The sequence below is a fragment of the Streptomyces pseudoechinosporeus genome, assembly GCF_054783935.1.
Window position 1 is genome coordinate 156,625 of the sequence record NZ_BAAGPS010000010.1, and the last position, 25,630, is coordinate 182,254.

The 25,630-nt window shown below is 70.7% G+C and carries 22 protein-coding genes; 5 read left to right on the forward strand and 17 right to left on the reverse strand.

Features of this window, described 5'->3' with window-relative positions; translation table 11 throughout:
- Positions 1–75 precede the first annotated feature (75 nt).
- Positions 76–1,494 carry an NAD(P)/FAD-dependent oxidoreductase gene (locus ACYVO6_RS15935; RefSeq protein WP_461061665.1) on the reverse strand — a complete coding sequence of 473 codons (1,419 nt, stop codon included), beginning with the start codon at positions 1,492–1,494 and terminating at the stop codon, positions 76–78.
- Between the two features lie 181 nt (positions 1,495–1,675).
- Positions 1,676–2,431 carry an alpha/beta fold hydrolase gene (locus ACYVO6_RS15940; protein WP_461061667.1) on the reverse strand — a complete coding sequence of 252 codons (756 nt, stop codon included), beginning with the start codon at positions 2,429–2,431 and terminating at the stop codon, positions 1,676–1,678.
- 191 nt (positions 2,432–2,622) lie between these two features.
- Between ACYVO6_RS15940 and ACYVO6_RS15945 the strand changes: the two genes are divergently transcribed.
- From ACYVO6_RS15945 to ACYVO6_RS15955, 3 genes are read left to right on the forward strand one after another with little or no spacing between them, the layout of a single operon-like run.
- Entirely contained in the window at positions 2,623–3,351 is a 729-nt protein-coding gene (locus ACYVO6_RS15945; protein WP_461061669.1) for a helix-turn-helix transcriptional regulator, read from the forward strand.
- On the forward strand, positions 3,348–4,322 hold the full coding sequence (locus ACYVO6_RS15950) for a threo-3-hydroxy-L-aspartate ammonia-lyase (RefSeq protein ID WP_461061671.1): 975 nt from the start codon (positions 3,348–3,350) through the stop codon (positions 4,320–4,322). The genes ACYVO6_RS15945 and ACYVO6_RS15950 overlap by 4 nt, the downstream gene beginning before the upstream one ends.
- Before the next feature lie 32 nt (positions 4,323–4,354).
- Positions 4,355–4,882 (forward strand): NUDIX hydrolase family protein, encoded by a 528-nt coding sequence (locus ACYVO6_RS15955; protein WP_461061894.1) that lies wholly within the window; start codon positions 4,355–4,357, stop codon positions 4,880–4,882.
- Between the two features lie 33 nt (positions 4,883–4,915).
- Here the strand turns inward: ACYVO6_RS15955 and ACYVO6_RS15960 are convergent, their stop codons facing one another.
- Positions 4,916–5,665 (reverse strand): ABC transporter ATP-binding protein, encoded by a 750-nt coding sequence (locus tag ACYVO6_RS15960; protein WP_461061673.1) that lies wholly within the window; start codon positions 5,663–5,665, stop codon positions 4,916–4,918.
- Positions 5,666–5,713: 48 nt separating this feature from the next.
- A complete protein-coding gene (locus tag ACYVO6_RS15965; protein WP_461061675.1) occupies positions 5,714–6,958 on the reverse strand; it encodes an ABC transporter substrate-binding protein in 1,245 nt (414 codons plus the stop codon).
- 174 nt (positions 6,959–7,132) lie between these two features.
- On the opposite strand from ACYVO6_RS15965, the gene ACYVO6_RS15970 reads away from it, so the two are divergent.
- Positions 7,133–9,877, forward strand: a complete 2,745-nt coding sequence (locus ACYVO6_RS15970; RefSeq protein WP_461061677.1) for an ABC transporter permease subunit — start codon at positions 7,133–7,135, stop codon at positions 9,875–9,877.
- Positions 9,878–9,921: 44 nt separating this feature from the next.
- Here ACYVO6_RS15970 and paaZ read toward each other — a convergent pair whose 3' ends face one another.
- Positions 9,922–11,514 carry a phenylacetic acid degradation bifunctional protein PaaZ gene (paaZ, locus tag ACYVO6_RS15975; protein WP_461061679.1) on the reverse strand — a complete coding sequence of 531 codons (1,593 nt, stop codon included), beginning with the start codon at positions 11,512–11,514 and terminating at the stop codon, positions 9,922–9,924.
- 39 nt (positions 11,515–11,553) lie between these two features.
- Positions 11,554–12,078, reverse strand: coding sequence for a gamma carbonic anhydrase family protein (locus ACYVO6_RS15980; RefSeq protein ID WP_461061681.1), 525 nt, complete (start codon positions 12,076–12,078; stop codon positions 11,554–11,556).
- Positions 12,079–12,301: 223 nt separating this feature from the next.
- Here ACYVO6_RS15980 and ACYVO6_RS15985 point away from each other — a divergent pair, with 223 nt between their 5' ends.
- Positions 12,302–13,210, forward strand: a complete 909-nt coding sequence (locus ACYVO6_RS15985) for a PaaX family transcriptional regulator (RefSeq protein WP_461061683.1) — start codon at positions 12,302–12,304, stop codon at positions 13,208–13,210.
- 59 nt (positions 13,211–13,269) lie between these two features.
- On the opposite strand, the gene ACYVO6_RS15990 is transcribed toward ACYVO6_RS15985, so the two are convergent.
- The 11 genes from ACYVO6_RS15990 to ACYVO6_RS16040 all read right to left on the reverse strand — a co-directional run bounded on the left by ACYVO6_RS15990 (position 13,270) and on the right by ACYVO6_RS16040 (position 25,450).
- Positions 13,270–14,127 carry an amidohydrolase family protein gene (locus tag ACYVO6_RS15990; protein ID WP_461061685.1) on the reverse strand — a complete coding sequence of 286 codons (858 nt, stop codon included), beginning with the start codon at positions 14,125–14,127 and terminating at the stop codon, positions 13,270–13,272.
- A 21-nt stretch (positions 14,128–14,148) separates the two neighbouring features.
- Positions 14,149–14,490, reverse strand: a complete 342-nt coding sequence (fdxA, locus tag ACYVO6_RS15995; protein WP_443232172.1) for a ferredoxin — start codon at positions 14,488–14,490, stop codon at positions 14,149–14,151.
- 22 nt (positions 14,491–14,512) lie between these two features.
- A complete protein-coding gene (locus tag ACYVO6_RS16000) occupies positions 14,513–15,544 on the reverse strand; it encodes an NAD(P)/FAD-dependent oxidoreductase (protein WP_461061687.1) in 1,032 nt (343 codons plus the stop codon).
- Positions 15,545–15,871: 327 nt separating this feature from the next.
- A complete protein-coding gene (locus ACYVO6_RS16005) occupies positions 15,872–17,449 on the reverse strand; it encodes a benzoate-CoA ligase family protein (RefSeq protein ID WP_461061689.1) in 1,578 nt (525 codons plus the stop codon).
- 10 nt (positions 17,450–17,459) lie between these two features.
- The gene (boxB, locus tag ACYVO6_RS16010) at positions 17,460–18,881 is read right to left on the reverse strand and encodes a benzoyl-CoA 2,3-epoxidase subunit BoxB (protein WP_461061691.1); all 1,422 of its coding nucleotides are present in this window, start codon (positions 18,879–18,881) and stop codon (positions 17,460–17,462) included.
- 4 nt (positions 18,882–18,885) lie between these two features.
- The gene (gene boxC, locus ACYVO6_RS16015; protein ID WP_461061693.1) at positions 18,886–20,616 is read right to left on the reverse strand and encodes a 2,3-epoxybenzoyl-CoA dihydrolase; all 1,731 of its coding nucleotides are present in this window, start codon (positions 20,614–20,616) and stop codon (positions 18,886–18,888) included.
- 122 nt (positions 20,617–20,738) lie between these two features.
- A complete protein-coding gene (locus ACYVO6_RS16020; protein ID WP_461061695.1) occupies positions 20,739–21,503 on the reverse strand; it encodes an ABC transporter ATP-binding protein in 765 nt (254 codons plus the stop codon).
- Entirely contained in the window at positions 21,500–22,297 is a 798-nt protein-coding gene (locus ACYVO6_RS16025; RefSeq protein ID WP_461061697.1) for an ABC transporter ATP-binding protein, read from the reverse strand. Before ACYVO6_RS16025 ends, ACYVO6_RS16020 begins: the two co-directional genes overlap by 4 nt.
- Positions 22,294–23,370, reverse strand: a complete 1,077-nt coding sequence (locus ACYVO6_RS16030) for a branched-chain amino acid ABC transporter permease (RefSeq protein WP_461061699.1) — start codon at positions 23,368–23,370, stop codon at positions 22,294–22,296. Before ACYVO6_RS16030 ends, ACYVO6_RS16025 begins: the two co-directional genes overlap by 4 nt.
- Positions 23,367–24,239 (reverse strand): branched-chain amino acid ABC transporter permease, encoded by an 873-nt coding sequence (locus ACYVO6_RS16035; RefSeq protein WP_461061701.1) that lies wholly within the window; start codon positions 24,237–24,239, stop codon positions 23,367–23,369. The genes ACYVO6_RS16030 and ACYVO6_RS16035 overlap by 4 nt, the downstream gene beginning before the upstream one ends.
- A gap of 11 nt (positions 24,240–24,250) precedes the next feature.
- Positions 24,251–25,450, reverse strand: a complete 1,200-nt coding sequence (locus tag ACYVO6_RS16040; protein ID WP_461061703.1) for an ABC transporter substrate-binding protein — start codon at positions 25,448–25,450, stop codon at positions 24,251–24,253.
- Between the last annotated feature and the right edge of the window lie 180 nt (positions 25,451–25,630).

Genomic DNA, 25,630 nt, shown 5'->3' on the forward strand with positions numbered 1-25,630 from the left:
GGCGGTGGGCGTATACGGGCGACGAGGGTGTTCACCGAGACGTTCATGCCGTCGCCCGCGTACGCGCCCTCTGCGTCAGTCGCTTGCCAGGGCGGCCAGCAGCTCCCGGCGGGTGGGGCCGGGCTCGGGGTAGCGGGGGCCGCCTGTGCCGAGTTCGGTGATCTTCGCCGTCAGGCCGGGTTTCACCAGGGCTTCCTCCGGGCCGGCCAGCAGGCTGCCCAGGTCGGCGGCGCCGCGCAGGATGGCGAGGTCCTTCCACTTGGCGATGTCCATGGCGACGTTCTGGTTCCAGTCGGCGTCGTCGGTGGTGTAGACGTCGCCTCGGATCTCGGCGTCGATCTCGGTGAGGCGGTGCCGGTCCCACGCGTCGAGACTCCGCCACACGGGCGAGAGGTTCTCCTCGGTGGCGGCGTCGAGCCTGAGGGCAAGCTCCACAGGGTCGTCGGTGCCGACCTTGCGCAGCGTGTCCCGTAGCAGAGCGGCATGCCGGAAGCCCAGGGTCATGCCCGTGCCGAACTGGGGGTTGATGGTGGCCCAGGCATCGCCGACGGTCACGATCCCGGTGACCACGGGGAGGTCGTCGATCACGAAGCGGCGGTACTTGCTTTCCGTTCCGCCCATCGCGCGCACACCCGTGAGGGGCTCGCCCTCTGCCCGGTGGGCCTCGGTCGGGTACAGCTTCATCGCCCGGTGCCATGCGTCGGTGTCGGCAAGGCCGCGCAGTTCCTGGTCGCGGCCGGAGGTCGTCAGTGTCACCGACCACGTGCCGGAGTCGCCGGGAAAGGTGATGACGGAGACGCTGTCGTGATGTTGGAGGGGCCACGGCGCCTCATGGGGCGTCATGCCGTCGGCCGCGCGGAAGAACCTCGTGTAATAGCGGAAGCCCGCCTCAGCCTTCTCCTCGTACGGCGTGGCACCGATGTCGGCCAGCATCGCGACCACCGGCGAGTGACGGCCGGCCGCGTCGACCACGAGGTCCGCCTTCATCGGCTCGCCGCTCCGGGTGAGCACGCCCGTCACGTGAGGGCGACCCTGGATCCGGGAGATGCCGGTGAGCAGACCGGTCACCTGCACACCGCGCCGCACGGTGACGCCGGGAGTCCGCTCCGCCTCGGTGAGGAGGGCCGCCTCCAGCACGGGCCGCCGGGCGGCCACGGTGTCGAACCGGTCGTCCTCGGGCTGCCGGCTGCCGGTCTTCCCCACGCCATAGGCTCCGGAGATCATGTTGTGCCGGCTTGCGCCCAGGCCGATGACCCGATCCACCACGGCGGGGAACTCGGCGGCCAGCAGATGGAAGCCGCCCGGCAGAAGGATGTGGGGCTGCGGGAACTGGTGGACGCCGGGTCGCTTCCAGTCGTTCCATATCGCCGCGGCCTCACCCTTCGGCGGTGAGGGGTCACGGTCGAGCACCGTGACCCGCTGTCCCTCGGCAGCCAGCATCATCGCCGTCACCAGGCCCGTCGGGCCGGCCCCCAGCACTATCGTGTGCACCATCGCGCGGTCCTCTTCTTTCTGTCCGTCGGTGTGGCCATACTCGGCGCCAGAACTGTTCATTTCGCAGACCAGTTGGCTGACCAGTACTGCTCATGGGCCACCAGGACGGAGGGGCTGGCCCGACGGACAGGGTCGCGACATCGCGTACCCGTTGGGCGAGTTGCGGGTCGCCGTGCTCGGGTCAGCCCTCGCCGGCGGCGGCCCAGAATCGTTCCAGGGCGGCGGCCGCGGTGCCGGGGTCCTCCAACATCCACCAATGGCCCACTCCCTCGAGCCGCTCGGTGCGGGCGCCGAGGCGGGCAGCCATCTCGTCGGAGGCCGTAGCGTCGTCGAAGGGGTCGAGCAGGGCCTGGAGGACCAGCCCCGGCGCGGAGGCAGGGCCGGAGAGTTGGGCCGCCGCATGGGCATACGGGTTGGGCGTCGCCGAACGGTAGAGGGCCAGGATGGACGCGGCCATGGTGGCGTCGAACTTCTCGCCCAGGGCCTCGGCGTCCTCGGCGGGCACACCGGCCCCCTTGAGCTGCGCCGCGGGACTCTCCGGGCTGCCCGGAGCGGCCTCGACCGAGGCCTTCGCCCACTGTTCCCCCGCTCCCGGCGTCTGCCAGAGCTGGGCGAACTCGTGCCAGACGTAGTCCGGGTGCAGGATGCCGGCCACGTCCATGGCCCAACTCCGCACGGGAACAGCGGAGTTCGTTGCCACCCGCGCCACGAACAGCGCGCCCCAGTCGTGCCCGACCAGGTCGAGCGGTCCGTCGACCTCCCGCAGGGCCCGCTCCAGCCACTGGGTGTACTCGTCCATGGTCGCGCCGAAACCGTCGGGAATCGGCACGCCGAACCCGGGCAGGTCCAAGGCGATCGAGTCGGTCGAGAGGCGAGCACGGAGCCGGTCCCACAACTGACCGGTCTCGGGCACACCATGAACGAACACTGCGGTCATTTCGACACCTTTCCCCCGGCCCACCGTCCCGTACGGGGACCACAACGACACACCGTAGGTCCCCGCATGCGGTCGCCACCGGCATATGTGGGGGATGGCCGGATGAGCACCGTACAGAACCCGTTCTGGACGTGTAGTCCAGGTGCTGGACCAATAGTCCAGGCCCAATCATTCAGACCCTGGAGCACGCGATGTCGACCGACACCGACGAGCAGGACGCGATCATCGCCGCGCTCACCCCCGTCATCGACGGCATCGCAGCGACACTCGGCTCGTTCTGCGAGGTGGTCGTGCACGACTTCCGGCGGCCGGAGAAATCCGTGGTCGCCATCGCGGGATCGGTCACCGGGCGCGGGGTCGGTGGGTCGATGAGCGAGATCGGGATGGGCATCCTCGCCCGCGGCGACGAGGCGAGCGACGAGCTGAACTACCTCACCCGCACTCGGACGGGGAAGATCGTCAAGTCGTCGACGATGGTCCTGCGCGACTCCACCGGCACGGTGTTCGGCGCCCTGTGCGTCAATCTCGACATCACCGCCGTCAACCAGGCCCACGCCCTGATCGGCGAGATCGCGGGGGTCGCCGCAGGACCGGCCGACGTGCCGACCACGACGTTCGGCAACGACATCGGTTCCGTGGTGGACGCCATCGTCGACAGCCATCAGCTGCGGCAGAACAGGACCTGGTCCGAACTCGACCGCGCCCAGCGTCTCGAGTTGTTCCGCAGCCTGGACGAACGCGGTGTCTTCGCCGTACGACGCGCGGTCGAGCAGGTCGCCGCCCGGCTCGGCATCTCCCGCGCCTCCGCCTACAACTACCTGTCCGATGCCAGGGCGACATCCCGCACGCCGCCGAGCGACGCGTCCACGACGGACGACACCGAGCCCGGCGCCACACCCCCCGAAGGAGCCCAGCCATGACGCACACTCCCCCGGTCACCCTCGACGACGTCCGCGACGCCGCCGCACAGATCAAGGGCGTGGCCCACCGCACCCCCGTACTGCGTTCCCGCACCCTGGACGCGCTCGTCGGCGCCCAGGTCTTCCTGAAGTGCGAGAACTTCCAGCGCATCGGCGCGTTCAAGTTCCGCGGCGCCTACAACACCGCCTCCCGCCTGTCACTGGAGCAGCTGGCCAAGGGCATCGCCGCCTACTCCTCGGGCAACCACGCCCAGGCCGTCGCCCTCGCCGCACGGGAGCTGGGCACCACCGCGGTGATCCTCATGCCGGAGGACACGCCTCAGTCGAAGATGGACGCCACCGCCGGTTACGGCGCGGAGATCGTCACGTACGACCGCTACACCGGTAACCGTGAGGCCATCGGCGAGGCCCTCGCCGCCGACCGCGGCCTTGTGCTCATCCCGCCGTACGAGCATCCGCATGTGATCGCGGGACAGGGCACCGCGGCCCTCGAACTGATCGAGGAGGCCGGGGAGTTGGACGCCCTGATCACGCCGGTCGGCGGGGGCGGGCTGATCGCGGGCAGCGCCACCGCGGCCAAGGGCCTGCACAGCGGGATCCGGGTGATCGGCATCGAGCCGGAGGCCGGAGACGACACCAAGCGTTCCATCGAGGCCGGCCGACGCGTCTCCATCCCGGTGCCGCGTACGATCGCCGACGGCCAGGCGGCGAACATCCCCGGCGAGCTGACCTTCTCCGTCAACAAGCGCCTGGTCGACGACATCTTCCTGGTCACCGACGACGAGATCCGCGACGCGATGCGGTTCGCCTTCGAACGGCTGAAGATCATCGTCGAGCCCAGCGGCGCCACCGGCCTGGCCGCCCTGCTGGCCGGTCGCGTCGACCGGCTCCCGCCCCGCGTCGGCGTGATCGTCTCCGGCGGCAACATCGACGTGAGGCGCTTCGCCGAGCTGTGCGGGAGCGGAAGCTGAGGCGTGGAAAGTATGATCAGTGAATGTCTGACATGACCGAAACCACGCCCGGCTGGCTGAGTCCCGACGAACTCGAGTACGCGCGCGCCCACATGCCGATCCTGTACGTCGAGGCCGTACCCGTGAGAGTCGACGACAGCGGCGAGGTCACGAGCATCGGGCTCCTGCTGCGCATCGGGCCGGACGGCACGGTCAGCCGTACCCTCGTCTCCGGCCGCGTACTGCACCACGAACGCGTCCGGGACGCCCTCCTGCGCCACCTGGAGAAGGACCTCGGCCCGATGGCACTGCCCCAGGTGCCGGCCTCCCTTCAGCCCTTCACCGTCGCCGAGTACTTCCCGACGCAGGGGTTCACGCCGTTCCACGACCCCCGCCAGCACGCGGTCGCCCTCGCCTACATCGTCCCGGTGACCGGCGACTGCCGTCCCCGCCAGGACGCTCTGGACCTGGTCTGGTTCAGCCCTCAGGAAGCCTCGGAGGCACTGGTCCTGAGCGAGATGCCGGGCGGGCAGGGAGTCCTCCTCAAGCAGGCCCTCGCACACGTCGGCTGCCTGTCCTGAAGGAGACGGAACGCCTGAAGGATCCCGTGACGCTCACGTGGACGCCGCGGTCCCCGGCCGGGCGAGGTAGGAGGACTCGACGGCGTCCAGGTTCTCGCGCAGTTCCCGCGGAGTGCCGGTCATCTCGATACGGCCCCGGCGCAGCACGTACACCCGGTCCGCGATGTCCAGCACCTTGCGTACGTGCTGCTCGACCAGGAGCGCCCCAAGGCCCCGGTCGGCGGCTTCGCGCACCGCGCGCAGCAGGCGCTCGACCACCAACGGGGCGAGCCCGAGCGACAGTTCGTCGGCGAGGAGCAGCCGGGGCGACCGGCACAGGGCGCGTGCCAGCGAGAGCATCTGCTGCTCGCCGCCGGAGAGCATGCCCGCGCCGGTCCTGAGCCGTTTCTCCAGTTCGGGGAACAGCTCCAGGGCGCGGGCCGCCTCCACCCGGCCGACCCGCAGGTTCTCGGCCACGTCGAGCCGGGTGAAGACCGCGCGCTCACCGACGTACGCGAGGCCCTGCCGGGCCCGGCGGTGCAGCGGCGCCCGGCCCACGCCGCCCAGCCAGCGCACCTCGCCGCTCATCGGGGCCAGATCGCCCGCCAGCACACGCAGCGTCGTCGTCTTGCCCGCACCGTTGGGGCCGAGCAGCGCGACGACCTCACCGGGCCGCACCTCGATGTCGAGGTCGCGTACGACGGGCTGGGTGCCGTACCCGGCGGACAGGGCGCGGGTCGCGATCAGGGGCTCCGCGGGCGCTTCGGCTGCGGCGCCGGGGCGGTCGGGTGCGCTGGTGGACACAGGACTTCTCCTTCCGTAGTTGCCGCTTTGCGGACTGGCCGACCTTGTTCAGCCGGCCGACGCGGTCAGTGCCTTCCGTACGTCGACGAAGTCCGACCCGGACTCGGCCCACTCGATCTTGCCGTCGCGCAGCACCAGTTCGGTGGCGGTGGTGTTGTGGATGCGGTTGAGGCCCTTCATGGGCAGGGCGGTCGCGGACGTCCAGGTCAGCGGCGGGGTCAGGCCACCGGTGTCGATACCCTTCGCGGTGTTGAGCTCCTCGACCAGGGCCTTGGATGTGATCTCCGGCAGCTTCGCGGCGGCCTCGCTGAAGACCTTGAACGCCACCCAGGTCGTCGCGTTGGCCCCGTTGGAGAGGTCGATGTCCTTGCCCTCGGTGGCGGCGACGGCGTCCTTCCAGGCGGGGTCGGAGACCGGCGGGTAGTAGCCGGTGATGGCGGAGCCGTCCAGCGGGCTGCCGCTGCCGCCGGTGGTCTCGGCCAGCTCGGGGGTGAGGTTGCCGACGACGCTGCCGAGCTCGGTCTTGGCGCCGGACTGCAGATACGCCTTCACGAACAGGTCCGAGTGCGTGCCCAGGATGACGCTCACGCAGTCGCTGTCCCTGGTCGCCTCGGCCACCTGCGGGGCGAGGTCGGTGGCGGTGACCGGCACCTTCAGGTCCTTGGGCGGCTTCCCTCCGGCGGAGACCACGCCGAGGCCGAGGAACTGCGTGACGATCGCGGCGGCGGCGACGTCGTACCGCACACCGGAGATCTTCTTGCAGCCCGCCTCCACCAGCTGACGGCCGTGCGCGGCGAAGACCACGGGAGTGCCGCCGTTGACCGGGAAGGACAGCGGGTTGGAGAACTCCGCGGCCGACACTCCGGTCCCGCCGATGTAGGGGATGCCGGCCTTCTCCAGGATCGGCATATAGCGGTCCCCGGCGAGGCTGTACGAGCCGACCACCGCGACCACCTTTTCGCTGACCGCCTGCTGGGCGCAGTTCTCGGCCTCGTCGGGGTCGTTCTTCTCGTTGCAGGTGATGACCTTGAGCGGGCCGCCCTTGATGCCGCCGTTCGCGTTGATCCACTTCTCGTACGCCTGGGCCGTGATCCTGACGCCGGGCTGCGCGCTGCCCTGGGTGTTCTCCGGTGCCCAGACCATCACCTTGACCGGTGTGCCGGTCAGCGAGGACGCGGCCGCGCTGCCCGCGGGCTCCTCCTCCTCGCCACCTCCGCAGCCCGCGATGAGCAGGGCTCCGGTCATCGCGAGACAGCTCGCTGCGGTACTTCTGCGCCGGCGTGAGTCGTTCATGGTTCCTCCGCGAAAGCTCGCGCCCCGGACGGGCGACGGTGAAGACGGCACCAGCATGGGGCGCGACCTTTGGTTAGAGAAGTACTCTTGCCAGAATTATTTAAATAAATGTGCTGTACGGTCTTGCCGCGCCCCCCGGCGTTCGCTACTCATGAAGCCCTGGAGGTTCATCTGGTGGACGACATCCTGCGCTTCGCGCTTCTGGGCCTCGGGCTCGGTGCGCTCTACGCGCTCACCGCCCAAGGCATCGTGCTGATCTACCGAGGCTCCGGCGTCCTGAACTTCGCGCACGGCGCGATCGGGATGGCCGGCGCCTATGTGCAATGGGAACTCGCCGTGCAGAACGGCGTGCCCTACTGGACCGCCGTCGGCTGCGGGGTCCTGGTGGCCGGGCTGCTGGGGGTGCTCACCCATCTGCTGGTGATGCGCCCGCTGCGCCGGGCCTCCTCGCTGGCCCGGCTGGTGGGCACGCTGGCGGTGTTCATCGTGCTCACCGCCGCGGCCGTCAAACGGTACGGCGACAGCGTGCAGCTCGTGCCCGGCAAACTGCCGTCCGACCTGCTGGAAGTGGCCGGGGCGACGGTGTCCGAGGACCGGGTCTGGCTGCTCGGGATCGCGATCGCCATCACCGTCGCGCTCCATCTCCTCTACAAACACAGCATGTTCGGGCTCGGCACCACGGCGGTCGCCGAGAACCAGAGCGCCGCCTCCTCGCTCGGCTGGTCCGCGGATCTGATCGCCGCCGCCAACTGGGGACTCGGCTCGGCACTCGCGGGTCTCACCGGCATCCTGATCGTGCCGGTCATCGGCCTGTCCGTGAACGGACTGACCACGCTCCTGCTGAGCGCGCTGGCCGCCGCCCTGGTCGGCAGGTTCTCCTCGTTCCCCGTCACCCTGGCGGGCGGCCTCGTCATCGGCATCGTGCAGTCCGAACTGACCCGTTTCGGCACGGACATCACGGGCCTCGCGGCGTCGGTGCCGTTCCTCGTCATCGCCCTGGTCCTGGTGGCCCGCGGCCGGGCGCTGCCGCTGCGCGGCACGTTCCTCGACCGGCTGCCGACGCTCGGCACCGGACGCGTACGGCCGGTGGCACTGGCCGTCACCGTCGCGGTCGCCCTGCTGCTGGTGGCACTGTCCACGCCACAGTGGGCCGACGCGATCACCAACACCCTGGTGCTCTCCCTGATCATCCTGTCGATCGTCGTGGTCACCGGCTACGCGGGACAGGTCTCCCTCGCGGCATACGCACTCGCCGGAACCGGCGCCTTCATCGCGGGACATGCGGTCGCCGACTGGGGCTGGCCCTTCGAACTCGCCCTGCTCGCCGGTGTGTTGGGGACCGTACCGATCGGCCTGCTGTTCGCCCTGCCCGCGGTCCGCACCCGTGGAGTCAACCTCGCGATCATCACCCTCGGCCTCGGCACCACGCTGGAGGTGATGGTCTTCCAGAACACCGACCTCGCCACCACCCCCGGCAGCGACGGCATCGCGGTGGGCAAACAGACGCTGTTCGGCATCGACATCTCCGGCGTCGACCATCCGCAGCGGTACGCGGCCCTGGTGCTGCTCCTCTTCATCGGCGCCGCGCTGGTGGTGGCCAACATCCGGCGCAGCCGGACCGGCCGCCGGCTGATCGCGGTCCGCGCCAACGAGCGGGCCGCCGCCGCACTCGGCATCGGCGTACGCGCCACGAAGCTGTACGCGTTCGGGGTGTCGGCGGCGATCGCCGCACTCGCGGGCGTGCTCACCGGCTTCCGCTCGACCTCGGTGGTCTTCACGGACTTCGCGGCCTTCGACTCCATCACCGCGCTCGGCCTTGCGGTCATCGGCGGGGTCGGTTTCCTCGTCGGCCCGCTGTTCGGCGCCACGTTCGCCGCGGGCACGGTCGGCGCCCGCTTCGGGGATCTGGTGGTGCCGGGGCTGAGCGAGTGGATGCCGCTGATCGGCGGGATCATTCTGCTGCTCACCCTGGTGGGCAACCAGGACGGGATCGGTCAAGGGCTCGGCAAGCAGGTGGCGGCAGTCGAGCGCAAGCTGCCCCGGCGGCGCTCCGAGGAATCGACGAGCCCGCACGCGACGCTTCCCGAGGCCGCGCCGAACGCCCACCGTGCGGCGCCCCTCCCCCTCCATGTCACCCACCTGACCGTGCGCTACGGGGGTGTCGTCGCGGTCGACGACCTCTCCTTCGCCATCGAGCCCGGCCGGGTCACCGGCCTCATCGGCCCGAACGGCGCGGGCAAGACCTCCGCCATCGACGCCGTCACCGGCTTCACCCGGCCCGCCTCCGGCAACGTCCGCCTCGGCGACCGGGACCTGACCGGCACCGCCGTGCATCTGCGCGCCCGCGCGGGCCTGAGCCGGTCCTTCCAGTCACTGGAACTCTTCGAGGACATGACCGTCCTGGACAACCTGTACGCCGCCTGCGACCGCCCCGGCCCGTGGACGTATCTCAAGGACCTGATACGTCCAGGAAACCGCCCCCTGCCCGCCCAAGTACTCGTCGCGGTAAGGGAGTTCGGCCTTGAGAGCAGTCTGGACCGTTCGGTGGGCGACCTCTCGTACGGGGAGCGACGGCTGCTGGCCATCGCCCGCGCGGTGGCGACCTCACCGTCCGTCCTCCTGCTCGACGAGCCGGCGGCCGGGCTGTCGGACGACGAGACCCGTGAACTGGCCCGACTGGTACGGCGACTCGCCGAGGACTGGGGCATGGGCGTACTGCTCGTCGAGCACGACGTGGACATGGTCATGAGCGTCTGCGACCAGGTCGTCGTCCTCGACTTCGGCTGCCGGATCAGCGTCGGCACCCCGGACGAGGTACGCGCCGATCCGGCGGTGCGGGCGGCCTACCTCGGCGACCTGTCCCCGGAGGAGGCCGAGGAGGCCGTGCCCGGGGCGGAAGGTGATCCGGTGAGCGCGTAGGTGCGCGTGCAGGTGATGCGCGCTCGTCGGGATCGGCCATGGTGTTACTCCTGGCCCTGTGGCTCAGTGGTCGTGACCGGGGCGGGCCCGGTGAGTGTCGAGAGGAGGGCGGGCGGCCCCTGGACGGCGGTGCGCTGCATGTGGTGCAGCACGCTGCGGATGCCGCCGAGTTCCTCGCCGCCGCCCGCTCGGCCGGGGCCGCCGTGCACGGTGTGCGGGAGCGGTGAGCCGTGGCCGGTGGACTCGCCGGCGTCGGTGCGGTCGAGGAGCAGCAGGCGACCGTGCCAGGGGGCGGCCCCGAGCAGGGCCTCTCGGGCGAAGCCGGGGTCGTGGGTGACGACCGAGCCGACGAGGCTGCCCTCGCCGCGTGCGGCCAGCGTGACCGCGTGGGCGGCGGTTCCGTCGTACGGCAGAAGGGTGCTGACTGGGCCGAACGCCTCGACCTCATGCGGCTCGGCCCGGTCGGGGTCGTCGCAGCGCAGCAGCAGCGGCGGGAGAAAGGCGCCGCGTTCCGGGTCGCCGTCCAGGACTTCGAACCGGTCGGGGTCGCCGTGGACGAGGCGGGCCGCTGTCGTGAGCGCCTTGAGCGCGCGCAGCACCTCCTCCCGTTGCCCGAGTCCGGCCAGGGGGCCCATGGCGACCGTGGGATCGGCGGGGTTGCCGACGCGTAGATCGGCCAGCTCGGCGCAGACCGCTTCCTGTACGTCGTCGATGAGGCCGGCGGGCACCAGAGCGCGGCGGATCGCGGTGCACTTCTGCCCGGCCTTGACCGTCATCTCGGTGACCAGAGTCTGCGTGAACAGGTTGAACTCGGGGGTACCGGGCCTGGCGTCCGGGCCGAGGACCGCGCAGTTCAGGGAGTCGGCCTCGGCGTTGAAGCGGACGGCGCGGCCGGCGACGGCCGGGTGGCTGCGCAGGGTTCGGGCGGTCGCGGCGGACCCAGTGACGCTGAGCACGTCCTGTCCCGTGAGCGCGTCGAGGATGCCGTCCGGTGGGGCGCAGATCAGCTGGACGGCGCCTTCGGGGAGGATGCCGGACTCGATGATGCGGCGGAACACCAGCTCCGTCAGGTAGGCGGTCTGGCCCGCGGGTTTCACCACGGACGGCAGGCCCGCCAGCAGAGCCGGCGCGAGCTTCTCCAGCATGCCCCACACGGGAAAGTTGAATGCGTTGATCTGCACGGCCGCGCCCTGCCGCGGCACATGGACGTGGCGCACGGCGAAAGTGCCCTGTTTGCCGATCGGTTCCATGTCGCCGTCGGGCAGGACATGCCCGTCGGGCAGTTCCCGGGCGCCCTTGCTGCCGTAGACGAAGAGCACCGCGATGCCGCCGTCGACGTCGAGCGTGGAGTCGCGGCGGGTCGCTCCGGTGCGGGTGGACAGTGCGTGGAACTCGTCGGTGTGCGCGGACAGGTGCTTGCCCAACGACTTGATCAGACCGGCGCGCTGGTGGAAGGTCAGCTCGCGCAGGGCCGGGCCGCCCACCTCCCGCGCGTGGCGCAGCACGGCTGCGGCATCGACGGCTCGCATCGAGAGCCGGGCCACCTCGGCGCCGGTCGCCGCGTCCAGCAGGGGACGCCCCTCGTCGGATGCCTCATACCAGTCACCGGCCAGGTAGCTGTGCAGTTTCGCGGCCACGGCGGGCCCACCTTTCGTGCTCTCAGCGGTCGATGGCTCTCAACGGTCGATGCGCCGGAGATCACGCCGATAGCGCGCGCCGGCGTCCCGGTAGGTGCGTACGGCGTACTCCACCCAGGACGGATCGACCGGTGTCCCGCGCAGCCGTATAGGGACGCCGAGCGCCATGGTCTTGGGCGGGACCTCGAAGTCCTCGGGGACCAGTGCGGCGGCGCCGACCACCGCACCCTCACGCACGGTGGCCCGGTTCAGGACGATGGAGCCGGAGCCGATCAGGCAGCGGCGCTCCACGGTGCAGCCCTCCAGGTGGGCGTTGTGGCCGACCACGCACTCGGCTCCGATCACGGTCGGCCACTGCTCGGTGGTGTGCAGCACGGTGCCGTCCTGGATGCTGGTGCGGGCGCCGACCTCGATACGGCCGCCGAGGTCTCCGCGCAGGACCGCCCCGGGCCAGACGCTGGCCTCCGCGCCGATCGACACACGCCCGATCACGACCGCGTCCGGGTGGACAAAGGCGCTGGAATCGATGTCCGGCTCGTCGGGTCCGAGGGCATAGACCGGCATGGCTGCCACCTCGCTCGTTCTGGTCGGCCGGCCCGCCGACGCGACTGACACTCTACTGATAATTTCCGTAACGACAAGATATTGTGTAAGGAGGGGGCGGCTCCCTGGGGAGGGGCTTGGCTCCGGGCCGTCGTGCCGGAGCGCCCTGGATACGCTGGTGACGTCGATGTCACGTGACGGCGTGATACATCGGATCGGCCGGCAGTAAGGGAAGTGAAGGACCATGGTGGATCGTGCGGCGCGCGGACCGGGCCGGAGGGAGCGTGCCGACCGGGCCGCAGCGGGGAGCGCACGGCCGGTGGTCAGCCGGCGCCGGGAGGTCGGTGACGCCAGCGCGCGGTCGCTGCTGATGACCATGCTCGGCGAGTACGTACTGCCCAACGGCACGCCGGTGTGGACCTCCGCGCTGGTGGACGCGCTGGCGATGTTCGGTGTCGAGGAGAAGTCGGCCCGCCAGTCGCTCGCCCGGACCGCGGCAGAGGGCTGGCTGGCCTCCGAGCGGATGGGACGCCGCGTCCGCTGGGCGCTCACCCCGCCGGGGCGGCGGCTGCTGACCGAAGGCGCGCAGCGCATCTACGACTTCGGCAGCGGGGAACGCCCCTGGGACGGCACCTGGCTGGTGGTCCTCGTCTCGGTGCCGGAGGCCAAGCGGGATCTGCGGCACCGGGTGCGTACCCGGCTCACCTGGGCCGGCTTCGGCTCTCCGGAGCCCGGTGTGTGGATCACGCCCCACGCCGACCGTGAGGCGGAGGCGCTCGGCGTCCTGAAGGAACTCGGGCTCGCCGACGACGCGATGTCCTTCACCGCCACGTACGGTGCCGTGGGCAGCGAGGCGGCCATGGTGGCCCGAGCCTGGGACCTCAGCGAGGTGGAGGACCGCTACGAGGCGTTCATCGACGAGTTCACCGGGCTGCGCCCCGCCGACGGTGACGCCGTCCTGCATGCGCAGACCATGCTGGTGCACGAGTGGCGCCGCTTCCCGTTCCTCGATCCGCGGCTTCCGTCGAAGCTGCTACCTCCGGGCTGGAGCGGCGCCAAGGCGGCCGAACTCTTCCACAGCAGGCACGCCGAGTGGAATCCGGTGGCGCTGCGGCGCTGGGAAGAGCTGGCCGAGGGGCACGGCGAGAGGTGAGACCGCGCGGGCGCACCGTACCGAACCGCCCGGCTTACTGCTGACCCATCGTCATGTCCTTACACTCCGAGGCCGGGGAAGACCTTGGCCGCGTTGCCGGACAGCACGGCACGCACGGTGTCCGCGGGCAGGCCCAGCGCACGCAGCGCGGCGATGTTGCGGGAGGCGCCGGGCACCCCCGGCCAATCGGTGCCGAAGATCCACCGGGTGGCCAGCCTCGCCAGGCCGAACCGGGCGTAGTACTCGGGCAGTTTCCGCGGGGGCAGTCCGGCGAGGTCCAGCCAGACATTGGGTCTGGCCAGGGCGAGGAACGCCGCGGTGTCGTACCACCAGCCCCGCCCGCCGTGGGCGAAGACGAACTGCACGTCCGGGAAGTCCTCCACGGCGTCGAGCAGGAGCTGCGGATCACCGTACCGGGCGCGGGCGCCCGGGAAGCTGGAGGTGCCCGAGTGCACGACGACCGGGACGCCGCGCTCGGCGCAGAGCGCGTACAGCGGGTAGAACTCCTTGTCGGCCGGGTCGAATCCGCCGTGCACGGGGTGCAGTTTGAGCGCGACCGCGCCCAGGTCCAGCTGGCGTTCGGCCTCCGTCACCAGCGGGTGGTGCAAGTGCGGGTTGACGTTGGCCACCAGGCGGAAGCGGACCGGGTTGTACGCGACGATCGGCAGCAGGTCCTCGATCGGCTGGATCCCGGTGGCGCGTGGGCTGTACTCGCAGAACAGCAGCGCACGGTCCACGCCCTCGGACTCCAGCAGGGCGTCCAGCCGCTCGGGAACGGGGTCGCCACGCTCGTCGTAGGCCTCGCGCCACGGGTGGTCGCCGGAGAACGTGTCCGCCCACTCGAACCAGGCCGGTTTGAGTGTGGACAGCCTCGGGGCATGGACGTGCGCGTCGACCACGGTCTCGCCGTCGATCACGGCGCCTCCCTCACAGAGTGTTCAGCCGCGCGGGTCGTACCCGGCGACGAGTTCGGTGTCCGCGCCGACCGGGCCGTGGCCGGCGGCGCCGCCCGGCAGGCCGATCGGCTCGTCGCGGCCCGGCAGGGACTCGGTGAAGAACCGCTTGTTGTCGGCGACGAAGTCCTTCAGCTCCGGTGGCACCCGGCGGTCCTGGGAGATCGCCTGGACCGGGCAGACGGGCTCACAGTTGCCACAGTCGATGCATTCCATCGGGTTGATGTAGAGCTTGCGGTCGCCTTCGTAGATGCAGTCGACGGGGCACTCCTCCATACAGGAGCGGTCCATGACGTCGATGCACGGCTCGGCTATGACGTAGGGCATGGGCTATCGGTCCTCTTCGGTGCTACGCGACGGCGGGGGCCGCCGTGGGTACGTCGGTGGAGTGGCCGGGGAACACCGGCTGCTCGGGGTCGATGTGGTGCGCGGCGTTGTTGACGGCGGTCGCCGCCTCCCCGAAGCCGACCGCGATCAGCCGCACCTTGCCGGGGTAGTCGTTGATGTCCCCGGCCGCGTAGACCCCCGGGAGAGAGGTCCGCATGGCCGAATCGACCGGGATGTGGCGCCGGTGGGCGATGTCGATGCCCCAGCCCAGCAGCGGGCCGAGGTTGGCGGTGAAGCCGAGGGCGGCGATGATCCCCCGGCAGGGCAGGCGGTGCGTCTGCCCGTCGCGCCGGGTGATCTCCACGGCCTCGATGTCCCCGCCGTCGCCGATGACCTTCGACAGCTCGGCTTCGGTGAGGATCTCCACGCCCGCGGCCCGTACGGCGGCCACGGTGGCCGGGTGCGCGCGGAAGGTGTCGCGACGGTGGACCAAGGTCACGGAGGCGGCCAGTGGGTGCAGGGTGAGTGCCCAGTCGAAGGCGCTGTCACCGCCCCCGACGATCACCACCTCCCGGCCCGCGTAGTCGTCCGGCCTGCGCACGAAGTACGCCAGACCGGCTCCCTCGTACGCGGCGGCGGCCGGCAGAGGGCGGGGCGTGAAGGTGCCGATGCCGCCGGTGATGAGCACGGCTCTGGCCCGCACGAGCGCCCCTTGGTGCGTAGTCACGGTGAAGGTGTCCGGCCCGCCACCGGCCCCGGGGATCCGCTGCATCGTCTCGGCCCGGTGGCCGAGCAGATAGCAGGGGTCGTACGGTGCGGCCTGCTCCAGGAGCCGGTCCACGAGCTCGCGTCCGCGTACCGCCGGGAATCCGGCGATGTCGAAGATCTGCTTCTCCGGGTACATGGCGTTGATCTGGCCGCCGGGCTCGGGCAGCGAGTCCAGCACGGTCACCGAGAGACCGCGGAAACCGGCGTAGTAGGCGGCGAACAGGCCGGTGGGGCCGGCTCCCACGATGAGCAGATCCGTGCTGTGATCCGCGGGGCACGGGGACATGCACGTCCTCCTTGATGCAGGGGGAAGAGAGTGACTTGCCGAGTGGCAGGGAGAACGTCAGCTTGATGTCGTCGGCGACTAGGGCCTGTGTCGACAGTGGCGTCGTTCGCCCGAAGGGCGGGCCGGGCGGCGGCGATGGGGGTCCCCCCGCGCGAGCTCGGGTTCGAGCGTGGGGGAGCGTGCTCTCGGCGTGCCGGGTGGAAGCCCTCGTACTGGACGTACTTGGGCTTTCGCCCGGTGCGGCGAGTAGGGGCACCTCCCACGCCCTTAAGGCAGTGGGGGAGCGTGCCAGGCGTCGGCCGGCAGGCGCCGCTGTCGACACAGGCCCTAGGGCGCCTCCGCCCAGGAACCGTCGCGGGCCATGGCGCGCAGCACGTTGCGGCGGATCTTGCCGGTGGGCGTACGGGGCAGCTCGGGCAGCCCGATCACCCCGCGCGGGCGTTTGAAGGCGGCCAGGCCCTCCCGGCACCAGGCGACGAGGGCGTCCGGATCGACCTCACGCCCGGGCCTGGGCACCACGCAGGCGACCGGTTTGTCCAGGCCGTCCGCGTCCGGTACGCCGACCACGGCGACCTCGGCCACGTCCGGATGAGCGAGGAGGCGTTCCTCGACCTCGGCGGGCGCGACCCAGATGCCGCCCGCCTTGAGCAGGTCGTTGGTGCGGCCCATGCACGTGTAGGTGCCGTCGGCGTTGCGGATGTAGGTGTCGCCGGTGCGCACCCAGTCGCCGAGGAAGACCTGACGGGTGGTCTCGGCCCGGCACCAGTAGCCGGTGGCCGCGGACTCACCGCGCACGTACAGCTCGCCCGGTGTGCCGTCGCCCTCCACCACGTGGCCCTCGACGTCGCGCAGCTCCACCTTGTACCCGGGCACGGGTTCGCCGGAGGAGCCGGGGTGGACCCGGCCCGAACGGTTGGAGATGAAGATGTGCAGCATCTCGGTGGACCCGATGCCGTCGAGCACCTCCACACCGAACTGTTCCAGCATCCCCTCGTACATCCGCGCGGGCAGCGCTTCTCCGGCCGAGACCCCGATCCGTATCGTCGCGAAGGCGTCGTCCGGGATGTCGGCGCTCGCGAGCAGCGGCCCGAAGAAACTGGGGGTGCCGAACAGGACCGTGGCCCGGTCGCCGGCCGCCCGCTTCGCAAACAGCGCGGGAGACGGCCTGGAAGGTTCCAGCAGCGCCGTCCCGCCCGCCGCCAGCGGGAAGAACAGCGAGTTGCCGATGCCGTACGCGAAGAAGAGCTTCGCGACCGACAGACAGCGGTCCTCCGGGCCGATGCCCAGCACCCGCTGCCCGTAGTTCTCCGATACGAACTTGATGTCGACGTGGCGGTGCATGGCCGCCTTGGGCGTGCCCGTGGTGCCCGACGTGTACAGCCACAGGGCGGGCGAGTCCGGCCAGGTCGGATACGGCCCGTCGTCCCTGCCGGTGCCGGCGTCCAGCAGCTGCTGCCAGATGCGGCCCTGGACGTGGCCGGGCAGTCCTGTGCTGTCTTCTCCGGTCAGGACGGTGTGCTCGACCTCCGGCGCCTGCTGGAGCGCCGCGCGTACGACCGGCGCGAACTCGGCGGAGCCCAGCACCACCCGGCAGCGCGCGTCGGCCACCAGCTTGCCCAGTTCCGGACCGGTGAGCATGGTCGACGCGGGGACGGCCACGGCGCCGATGTGGAAGGCGGCGAGGATGCCGGTGAAGAGCTCGATGTCGTCCACCATGCACAGCAGGACGCGCTCCTCCGGACGTACGCCGAGGGCCCGCAGCCCGGCCGCCACGCGGCGGACCTCCGCCGACAGCTGCTCGTAGGTCAGCGTCCGCGTGGGAGTGACGAGCGCCGTGCGGGCGCCATTGCCCTCCCGCACGTGCCGGTCGACCAGATAGTCCGCCGTGTTGAACGCCTCAGGCATCCGGCTCACCTCACACCAGTCGGACGTACTCGTAGTCGAACGGTTGGCCGTTGATGCCGTTGACCGGCGGCGCGACCCAGCTCGCGATCTTGCCGCGTTCGTACACAGGCTGCATCAGCGACCGTACGAACGCCAGGTCCTCGGCGGTGGGCAGCCAGTGGTGGCGGCCGGCCTCCCAGGTCCGCTCGTCGACGATCGTGCCGTCGGGGGTGACGTGGTGGCCGGCGGCGAGGCCGACGTTCCGGTTGAAGCCAGGGTGCGGCAGCCTGAGCCGGAAGTCGATCCCGTGCTCCTCCAGGATCCGGTTCCAGCGTTTGAGGCCGTTCTCGCAGTCGGAGATGTACTCGTCGCGCAGGTCCAGGTTGAGGGCGAGCAGCGCGGGGACCTCGTCCTGGGACCAGGTGCCGTCGCCGTTCGGCTTGTCCAGGAAGGCGCTGTGGTCGGTGAGCCGGTGGTCGTCCTTGCGGCGCTCCTCCTGCCAGCGGCCCTTGAGTCCGGCGGTGTAGTAGTTCGCGGCGTTGGTGGAGGTCTCGCTGCCGAAGAGGTCCAGGGAGACCGTGTAGTGGAAGTTGATGTACTTCTGGATGATGTCGAGCGGGATGCCGCCGCAGGCGGCGATGTCCAACGTGTCGTGCTCGCGGACCAGTTGGGCGCTGCGGGTCACCACGCGGTCGACGCCGGTGGTGCCGACCATCATGTGGTGGGCCTCTTCCTTCAGCATGAAGGTGCAGGTCCGCGAGAGCGGGTCGAAGGCGCTCTCCTTGAGCGAGCCGAGCTGGTACTTGCCGTCCCGGTCGGTGAAGTAGGTGAACATGAAGAAGGCCAGCCAGTCGGCGGTCTCCTCGTTGAACGCGCCCAGGATGCGCGGCGAGTCGGGGCTGCCGGAGTTGCGGTGGAGCAGTGCCTCGGCCTCCTCGCGGCCCTCCCGGCCGAAGTAGGCGTGCAGCAGGTAGACCATCGCCCACAGGTGCCGGCCCTCCTCCACATTGACCTGGAAGAGGTTGCGCAGGTCGTACAGGCTCGGGGCGGTCAGGCCGAGGAGGCGCTGCTGCTCGACGGAGGCCGGCTCGGTGTCGCCCTGGATGACGATCAGCCGTTGCAGGTCGGCGCGGTACTCGCCGGGCACCTGCTGCCAGACCGGCTGCCCCTTGTGCTCGCCGAAGGCGACGCGGCGGTCGGGGTCGCGCTCGGCGAGGAAGATGCCCCAGCGGTAGTCGGGCACGTTGACGTGGTCGAAGTGGGCCCAGCCGTCGCGACCGACCGACACGGCGGTGCGCAGGTAGACGCCTCGGTTCTCCAGTTCCGGGCCCATTTCGCCCCACCAGTTGAGGAACTTGGGCTGCCAGCCCTCCAGCGCCCGCTGCAGACGGCGGTCGTCGGCGAGAGCGACGTTGTTGGGGATCTTGGAGTCGTAGTCGATCTTCGTGGGCATCGGGTCACACTCGCTTCCGGTCGTAGACCGCTTTCTGGCCGGTGCCGTAGCGGCGCAGCGCGCCCTCGGGGCCGGCGGCGTTCGGGCGTATGAAGATCCAGTTCTGCCAGGCGGTGAGCCGTCCGAAGATCTTGGTCTCGATGGTCTCCGGGCCGACGAACCGGTGGTTGGCCTCCATGCCCGTCAGGGCGTCCGGGCTCAGCGCCGCCCGGCTCTCCAGGACGATGCGGATCTCGTCCTCCCAGTCGATGTCGTCGGGCGCGTCGGTGACGAGGCCGAGCTCGCGGACCTGGGCGGCGCTCAGCGGCTGCCCGGCCTCCCGGCGCAGCCACTCGAGGTGGTCGTCCTCCTGGTAGAAGCGGGACTGGAGGCGGGACAGGCCGTTGCCCATGGGGAAGGTGCCGAAGTTCGCCTCGGAGAGGGTGAGTTGGGCGCGCTCGTCGCCGTCCGGGTCCTCGATGGGCGGGCCGTCCAGCATGTACTGCAGATCGCAGGCCAGGGCCAGCTCCAGCAGCAGGCCCGCGAAGCAGCTGCCCGGCTCGATGAGCGCCACCAGGCTGCGGCTGGTGACGTCGAGCCGCTTCAGGGTGCGCTTGTAGTAGTGCACGATCTCGTTGCTGAGCCAGTCGCCCTCGGCGGCGGCGCCCAACACCGCCTGCTCATGGGCCAGTACGAGCGCGGAATCGCCCTCCGTGCGGAGCACCCAGGTGCCCAGCTCGGTCTCGTTCGCCCGCAGCCGCAGGATCAGGTCGTCGAGCTCGCGGGTGACGGCCAGCAGCCACCCGCCGGCGCCCTCGTCGTGGATCGCGGCGGCGTCGGCGGGGGCGTCCTCGACGGGGCCCCGTACGGTGATGCGGACCAGGCCGAGCGGACGGTCGTATTCGGCGCGCACGTACTGGTACGTGATGCCGTCCTCGGTGACGTCCCGCTCCAGCAGTGTCAGTTCGATGCCCTCGGCGTCCGTCGGCCGGGTGCTGTGCTCGGCCGCTTCCACGGCGCGCTGTTCCACGACCGTACGGAAGTCCCGGCGCGGGACGACCTCGTCGACCAGCCGCCAGTCCACCGCCGTCTTGCCCCGTACGCCGTCGCTGCGGGTGGCGAAGAGATCGGCCAGATCCTTGCGTACCCGGCGCTTGTCGGTGACCCGGGTCAGCCCGCCGGTCCCGGGCAGCACGCCCAGGAGCGGGACCTCGGGCAGGGACACCGACGAGGAGTTGTCGTCGACCAGCAGGATCCGGTCGCAGGCCAGCGCGAGTTCGTAACCGCCGCCCGCGCAGGAGCCGTTGACCGCGGCGATGAAGGTCAGCCCGGAGTGTTCCGAGGCGTCCTCCATGCTGTTGCGGGTCTCGTTGGTGAACTTGCAGAAGTTCACCTTCCAGTGGTGCGGGGATGCCGCGAGCATCCGGATGTTCGCCCCGGCGCAGAAGACCCTGTCCTTGGCGCTCGTCACCACCACCGACCGCACCCGGGGGTGCTCGAACCGGAGCCGCTGCAGCGCGTCGTACAGCTCGATGTCCACACCCAGGTCATAGGAGTTGAGCTTCAGCTCGTAGCCCGGAACCAGGCCGCCCTGCTCGTCGACGTCCATCTCCAGCCACGCGACCGTCCCGTCGATGCGCAGCTTCCAGTGCCGGTACCTGTCCGGGCTCCGGTCGAAGGTCACCACCACCGTGCCTGTGGACTCCGGCGCTCCGTTCGCGGCATCGACCACGTCCGGCTTGCTTGCCACCACCATGACGAGCGCCTCCTCGCGCTAGCACAGGTACCGATAGGGAAATCTTCTACAGAAGTACCGCAGTGCGTCAAGGTTCTGTAGAACATGAGTCTTGACGGGTTCCCCGTTCCGGCCCGGCAGGGTCAGCCCACGCCGAGGAGGCTGTGGGCCCTGGCCCGGTCCTGGCGGAAGTCGGCGGTCGAACTCCTGTGAACGATGCGGCCCTTCTGCATCACCGCCACCTCGTCGGCGAGACGGAAGGCCAGGTGCAGGTCCTGTTCGACCAGCACGGCCGCGATGCCCTCGCCGCGCAGGCCCTCCAGCAACTCGGCGATCAGGTCGATGACCGCCGGCGCGAGGCCGTCCGACGGCTCGTCCAGGAGCAGCAGCCGCGGGTTCCTCAGCAGCGCCCGGCCGATGGCCAACATCTGCTGCTCTCCGCCGGAGAGTTGATCGCCCCGGTTGGCGCGCCGCTCGGCGAGGCGGGGCATCAGCTCGTAGACGCGCTCCGGGGTCCAGGGGCCGCCTCCGCCCCTGGACGCCTTGAACGCTCGGGCCGCGATGCGCAGGTTCTCCTCGACCGTGAGGGGCGCGAAAACGCGGCGGCCCTGGGGCACGATCGCGACGCCGCTGCGGGCAACGGTGTGCGCGGCCGCTCCGGCGAGTTCGCGTCCGTCCACGCGGATGCTGCCGGAATACGGCTTGAGCATGCCCATCACCGTGTGGACGAACGTGGACTTGCCGACGCCGTTGCGGCCGAGCAGCGCCACCACGGCACCGGCGGGGACGGCGAAGTCGACGCCGTCGAGCACGGTGGTACCCGCGTAGCCGGCGCGCAGGTCGCGCACGCTGAGGAGGTCGGTGCCGGTCGTCCCGGCCGCCGCCGTCATCCCTGTCGTTTGGGTCATCGCGGTCCTCCGGCATCGGCGAACAGGTCCTCGGTCCTGGCGGAACCGAGATACGCCCGCTGTACGGCCTCGTCGGCCCGGATCGCCTCCGGAGGCCCGGAGGCAAGGACCTTGCCCAGGTGCAGCACGGTGACCCGGTCGGCAAGGCGGAACACCACCTCCAGGTCGTGCTCGACGATGAGTACGGTCAGGTCCTCGGGGAGGCGCTCCATGAGGGTCACGAACCGCTCGGTCTCGGCGGCGGACATGCCCGCGGTGGGCTCGTCGAACATCACCAGGGCGGGTTCGGTGGCCAGGACCATCGCGACCTCGAGCTGCCGCCGCTCACCGTGGGACAGGGCGGCCACCTTGTCCCGGGCACGCCCGGACAGCCCGGCCGAGTCCAGGTGACGGCGCGCCTCGGCCTCGGTGTGCCGGAAGCGTCGTGCCGCCCGGTCAAATCGGTGGGCCACGCGGTGGACGCGCTGGACGGCGAGCGCGACGTTGTCCAGGACGGAGCAGTCGAGGAACAGGCTGGAGTGCTGGTACGTGCGCACCATGCCGCGCCGGGCCCGGTCCGCCTCCGGCAGTGACGTGACGTCCTGCCCGGACAGCAGGACGCTCCCGCCCGAAGCCCGCAGCGTCCCGGCCACGGTCGCGAACAGCGTTGACTTTCCTGCCCCGTTAGGCCCGATCAGCGCGTGCCGTTCGCCGCGGGCGATCGCCAGGTCCACATCGTCGACGGCGGTGAGCGAGCCGTACGAGCGGGTGAGCCCTCGCAGTTCCAGAAGAGGGGTCACGAGGGGTTCAGTCACGAGGAGTTCTCCCTTCGGCGGCGCGCACTGGTGAGGTTCCGCAGGCGGGCACGAGTACCGGTGAGGCCCGCCAAGCCACGCGGCATCAGGAAGACGACGGCGATGAACACCGCGCCCAGCACCAGCGGGCCGTGGCCGCCGATCGACGCGGAGAGGTTGTCGCGTACGAGCAGCACGAGCGCCGCACCCAGACAGGGTCCCCACAGACTGCCCGCACCCCCGATGACCACGCTGAGCAGAGCCAGCGCCGCCACTTCGAACCCCATGTCACCGGGCGAGAAGAACCGGGCCTGCTGCGCCCACAAGGCCCCGCCGACCCCCGCGACGGCCCCCGCCAGGCAGAAGACGCCGTACCGGGCGAGTGCCGGGCGGTAGCCGAGCGCCCGCATCCGGGCCTCGTTGTCGCGGATGCCCCGCAGCGTCCGGCCGTAGGGGGAACGGACGACCAGCGCGACCGCCGCGAACACCAGGGCCGCCACGGCGAGCACCCACCAGTACACGAACCCCGCGGCGAGCAGCGCCGGTCCGCCGAACAGGCTGATCGGGGGCATCCCGGCCAGGCCGTTGCTGCCGCCCACGGCCGACCAGGTGTCGGCCACCTGGTGCACCGACTCGCCGATCGCCAGGGTCAGCATCAGAAACACGATTCCGCGAGCGCGTACGGCCACCCATCCGGTGACCGCGGCCGCCACCAGGCCCATGACCAGGCCCGCCAGCACCTGCACCATCGCGTCCGGGGTGATGTGGACCCCGACCAGCACCGCCGTGTAGGCGCCGACACCGAAGTACGCCGCCTGTCCCAGCGAGGGAAGTCCCGTGACCCCGGTCAGCAGGTCGACCCCGATCACCAGCACCGCGAACGCCAGCATCCGGGTCATGGCCGACACCGGATAGGGGCTGAGCACCAGCGGGACGGCCGCCAGCAGCGCGACGACCGCGACGGTGACCGCGACCCGGCGGCGCCCGGGGAGGTACGCGCCGCCGGGTCCGCTCTGCAGCGGTTCGAGAACGGGCGTCGTCGTGTCCTGCGGCGCACCCGTGCCACCGCGCATCGCCTCCGCCTCCGCCTTCATGCGGGCACCCCCGTCCGCGCCGGGAGGAGACCCGCCGGTCGTATCAGCAGGACCAGGGCCATCGCCGCGAAGACGAGGAACGACGCGTACTCCGGGAGCAGCGCGGTTCCGAGCGCCTGGACCTGCCCGATCAGTACGGCGCCGAGCAGCGCGCCACGAACCGAGCCCAGACCGCCGATCACCACCACGACCAGCGCGAGCAGCAGCACCCTCTCGTCCAGGCCGGGCTGGGCCCCCAGGATCGGACCGGCCAGGACTCCGCCGACCGCGGCCAGCGCCGCGCCCGCGGCGAAGACCCCGACCAGCACCCGGCCCGTGTTGATGCCCAGCGCCGCCACCATCGCCCGGTCGGCGACGGTGGCGCGGATGACCGAGCCCAGCGGGCTGCGCTCCACCAGGACGTAGACGGCCACCGCCAGCACGATGCCGAACCCGATGACGAGCAGCCGGTAGACCGGGTACGTCTCGCCGAGCACCGCGACACCGCCGCCGACCGGCTCGGGGGCGGCGATGGAGTGCACGTCGTTGCCGAAGGCCAGCGACAGCACTTCGGCGACCACCAGGGCCACACCGAGCGTCAAAAGGGCCTGGTCGAGATGGTGGGTGGTGGCCCGCGTCAGGCCGGCCAGCAGGCCCCCGAGGAGGGCCCCGGCCACGGCGGCGACCAGCACCGCCAGGACGAAGGCCGCCACACCCGCGCCGTCCGAAACGAGCGCCACCGCCACGTAGGCGCCGACCAGGTAGACCGCACCGTGGGCGAGGTTCAGCACGTCCATCATGCCGAACACCAGGGACAGTCCCAGCGCGATGGCGAAGAGCAGGGAGCCCATCGCCAGCCCGTTGAGGACGCTCACCAGATGAGTTGCCATGCCGGGCCCGCTCAGTCCAGCTCGCCGACGACCGCGTTGACGGCCGTCCCGCCACTGGACTTGACCTCACGAAGGTAGAACTGCTGCTCCGCGTTCTGGTCGGCGTCGAACTTCCAGGCGCCCCGGGGACTGTCGATGGAACCGACCTCGGCCAGTGCCTTCACCAGGGCGTCACCGCTGTCGCCGCTCGCCCCGGCCAGCGCCTTGTCGAGCACGGCGGCGGTGTCGTAGCCCTGCACGGCGTAGACCGTCGGCGGCTTCTTCGCCGCCTTCTGGTAGGCGTCCACGAACTTCTTGTTGGCCGCGCTGTCCAGTTCGGTCGAGTAGTGCAGGGACGTCTTCACGCCGACCGCGGCCGTGCCCTGCGCGGCGAGCGCCCCGCCCTCGGTGAGGAAGCCGGTGCCGTACAGCGATGTCTTCCCGGCGAGCCCGAACTGCTTGTACTGCTTGACGAAGTTGACCGCCTCAGCGCCCGCGTAGAAGGCGAAGACGGCATCGGCGCCGGACTTGCGGATCGCCGAGAGGTAGGGCTGGAAGTCCTGCGTCTTGCCGAAGGGGGTGTACTTCTCCCCCGCGACCTTGCCGCCCGCCGCCTCGAAGGTCTTGCGGAACCCCGCGACCATCTCCTTGCCCGCGGCGTAGTCGGCGGCGATGAGGTAGACCTTGCCCTTGACCTCCTCGGCGACGGCCGGCCCCAGGGCGGCGGACACGTCACCGTTGCTGAAGCTCGTCCGCCACACGTACTCCGACTTGCGGGCTCCGGTGATGTCGTCGGCTCCGGCGTTGGCGATCAGCAGCGGTTTCTTGGACTCGTCGAAGAAGTCGCGCAGTCCCAGTGCCGTGGCCGAGTTGACCACCCCGGCGACCGCACTGACCTGGTCCTGGGTGACGAGTTTCTGGGCGGCGGGTACGCCGGTCTGCGGACCCTCGCCCTCATCGGCGGTCTTGAGGTCTACTTCCCGACCGCCGAGCTTGCCGTCATGCTGGTCGAGGTAGAGCTGGAAGCCGGCGCGCAGGTCCTCGCCGATCGGCGCGTAGACCCCGGACAGCGGCACCAGGAGCCCGATCTTGACGGCGCCGCCGGATTGGCCCCCTCCGGCTTTGCTCCCGCCGGACTCGTCGAGGCTCGACCCGCAGCCCGACAGCAACATGGCGCCCACGGCAAGTCCGGCGAGCGTTCTGGTCAGAGAGAAGACAGAGACAACACCCATGACAGCTCCTGAGGTGGGCCGGGGTGAGAAGGATGCCGCCAGAATCTACAACTCTCCGTCGTAACGTCAATAGTCTGTAATAGATGGGTCGAGCATCGGATTCGGCTCCGGCTTGGGCCCGCTGCTGCTCTGGCGTCGTGAGTGTGCCGGGCGGCTGGAACCGCCCGGCACAGTGGTCAG

What these genes read in the sequence shown, in the direction of transcription:
- ACYVO6_RS16040 (WP_461061703.1), bottom strand. Translation starts at nt 25,450, where the DNA reads ATGGGTGTTGTCTCTGTCTTCTCTCTGACCAGAACGCTCGCCGGACTT.
- ACYVO6_RS16000 (WP_461061687.1), bottom strand. Translation starts at nt 15,544, where the DNA reads ATGTCCCCGTGCCCCGCGGATCACAGCACGGATCTGCTCATCGTGGGA.
- ACYVO6_RS15940 (WP_461061667.1), bottom strand. Translation starts at nt 2,431, where the DNA reads ATGACCGCAGTGTTCGTTCATGGTGTGCCCGAGACCGGTCAGTTGTGG.
- ACYVO6_RS15980 (WP_461061681.1), bottom strand. Translation starts at nt 12,078, where the DNA reads ATGCCGGTCTATGCCCTCGGACCCGACGAGCCGGACATCGATTCCAGC.
- boxB (WP_461061691.1), bottom strand. Translation starts at nt 18,881, where the DNA reads ATGCCCACGAAGATCGACTACGACTCCAAGATCCCCAACAACGTCGCT.
- ACYVO6_RS16035 (WP_461061701.1), bottom strand. Translation starts at nt 24,239, where the DNA reads ATGGCAACTCATCTGGTGAGCGTCCTCAACGGGCTGGCGATGGGCTCC.
- ACYVO6_RS15965 (WP_461061675.1), bottom strand. Translation starts at nt 6,958, where the DNA reads ATGAACGACTCACGCCGGCGCAGAAGTACCGCAGCGAGCTGTCTCGCG.
- ACYVO6_RS16005 (WP_461061689.1), bottom strand. Translation starts at nt 17,449, where the DNA reads ATGCCTGAGGCGTTCAACACGGCGGACTATCTGGTCGACCGGCACGTG.
- ACYVO6_RS15950 (WP_461061671.1), top strand. Translation starts at nt 3,348, where the DNA reads ATGACGCACACTCCCCCGGTCACCCTCGACGACGTCCGCGACGCCGCC.
- ACYVO6_RS16020 (WP_461061695.1), bottom strand. Translation starts at nt 21,503, where the DNA reads ATGACCCAAACGACAGGGATGACGGCGGCGGCCGGGACGACCGGCACC.
- fdxA (WP_443232172.1), bottom strand. Translation starts at nt 14,490, where the DNA reads ATGCCCTACGTCATAGCCGAGCCGTGCATCGACGTCATGGACCGCTCC.
- ACYVO6_RS15935 (WP_461061665.1), bottom strand. Translation starts at nt 1,494, where the DNA reads ATGGTGCACACGATAGTGCTGGGGGCCGGCCCGACGGGCCTGGTGACG.
- boxC (WP_461061693.1), bottom strand. Translation starts at nt 20,616, where the DNA reads ATGGTGGTGGCAAGCAAGCCGGACGTGGTCGATGCCGCGAACGGAGCG.
- ACYVO6_RS15985 (WP_461061683.1), top strand. Translation starts at nt 12,302, where the DNA reads ATGGTGGATCGTGCGGCGCGCGGACCGGGCCGGAGGGAGCGTGCCGAC.
- ACYVO6_RS16030 (WP_461061699.1), bottom strand. Translation starts at nt 23,370, where the DNA reads ATGAAGGCGGAGGCGGAGGCGATGCGCGGTGGCACGGGTGCGCCGCAG.
- ACYVO6_RS15955 (WP_461061894.1), top strand. Translation starts at nt 4,355, where the DNA reads ATGACCGAAACCACGCCCGGCTGGCTGAGTCCCGACGAACTCGAGTAC.
- ACYVO6_RS15945 (WP_461061669.1), top strand. Translation starts at nt 2,623, where the DNA reads ATGTCGACCGACACCGACGAGCAGGACGCGATCATCGCCGCGCTCACC.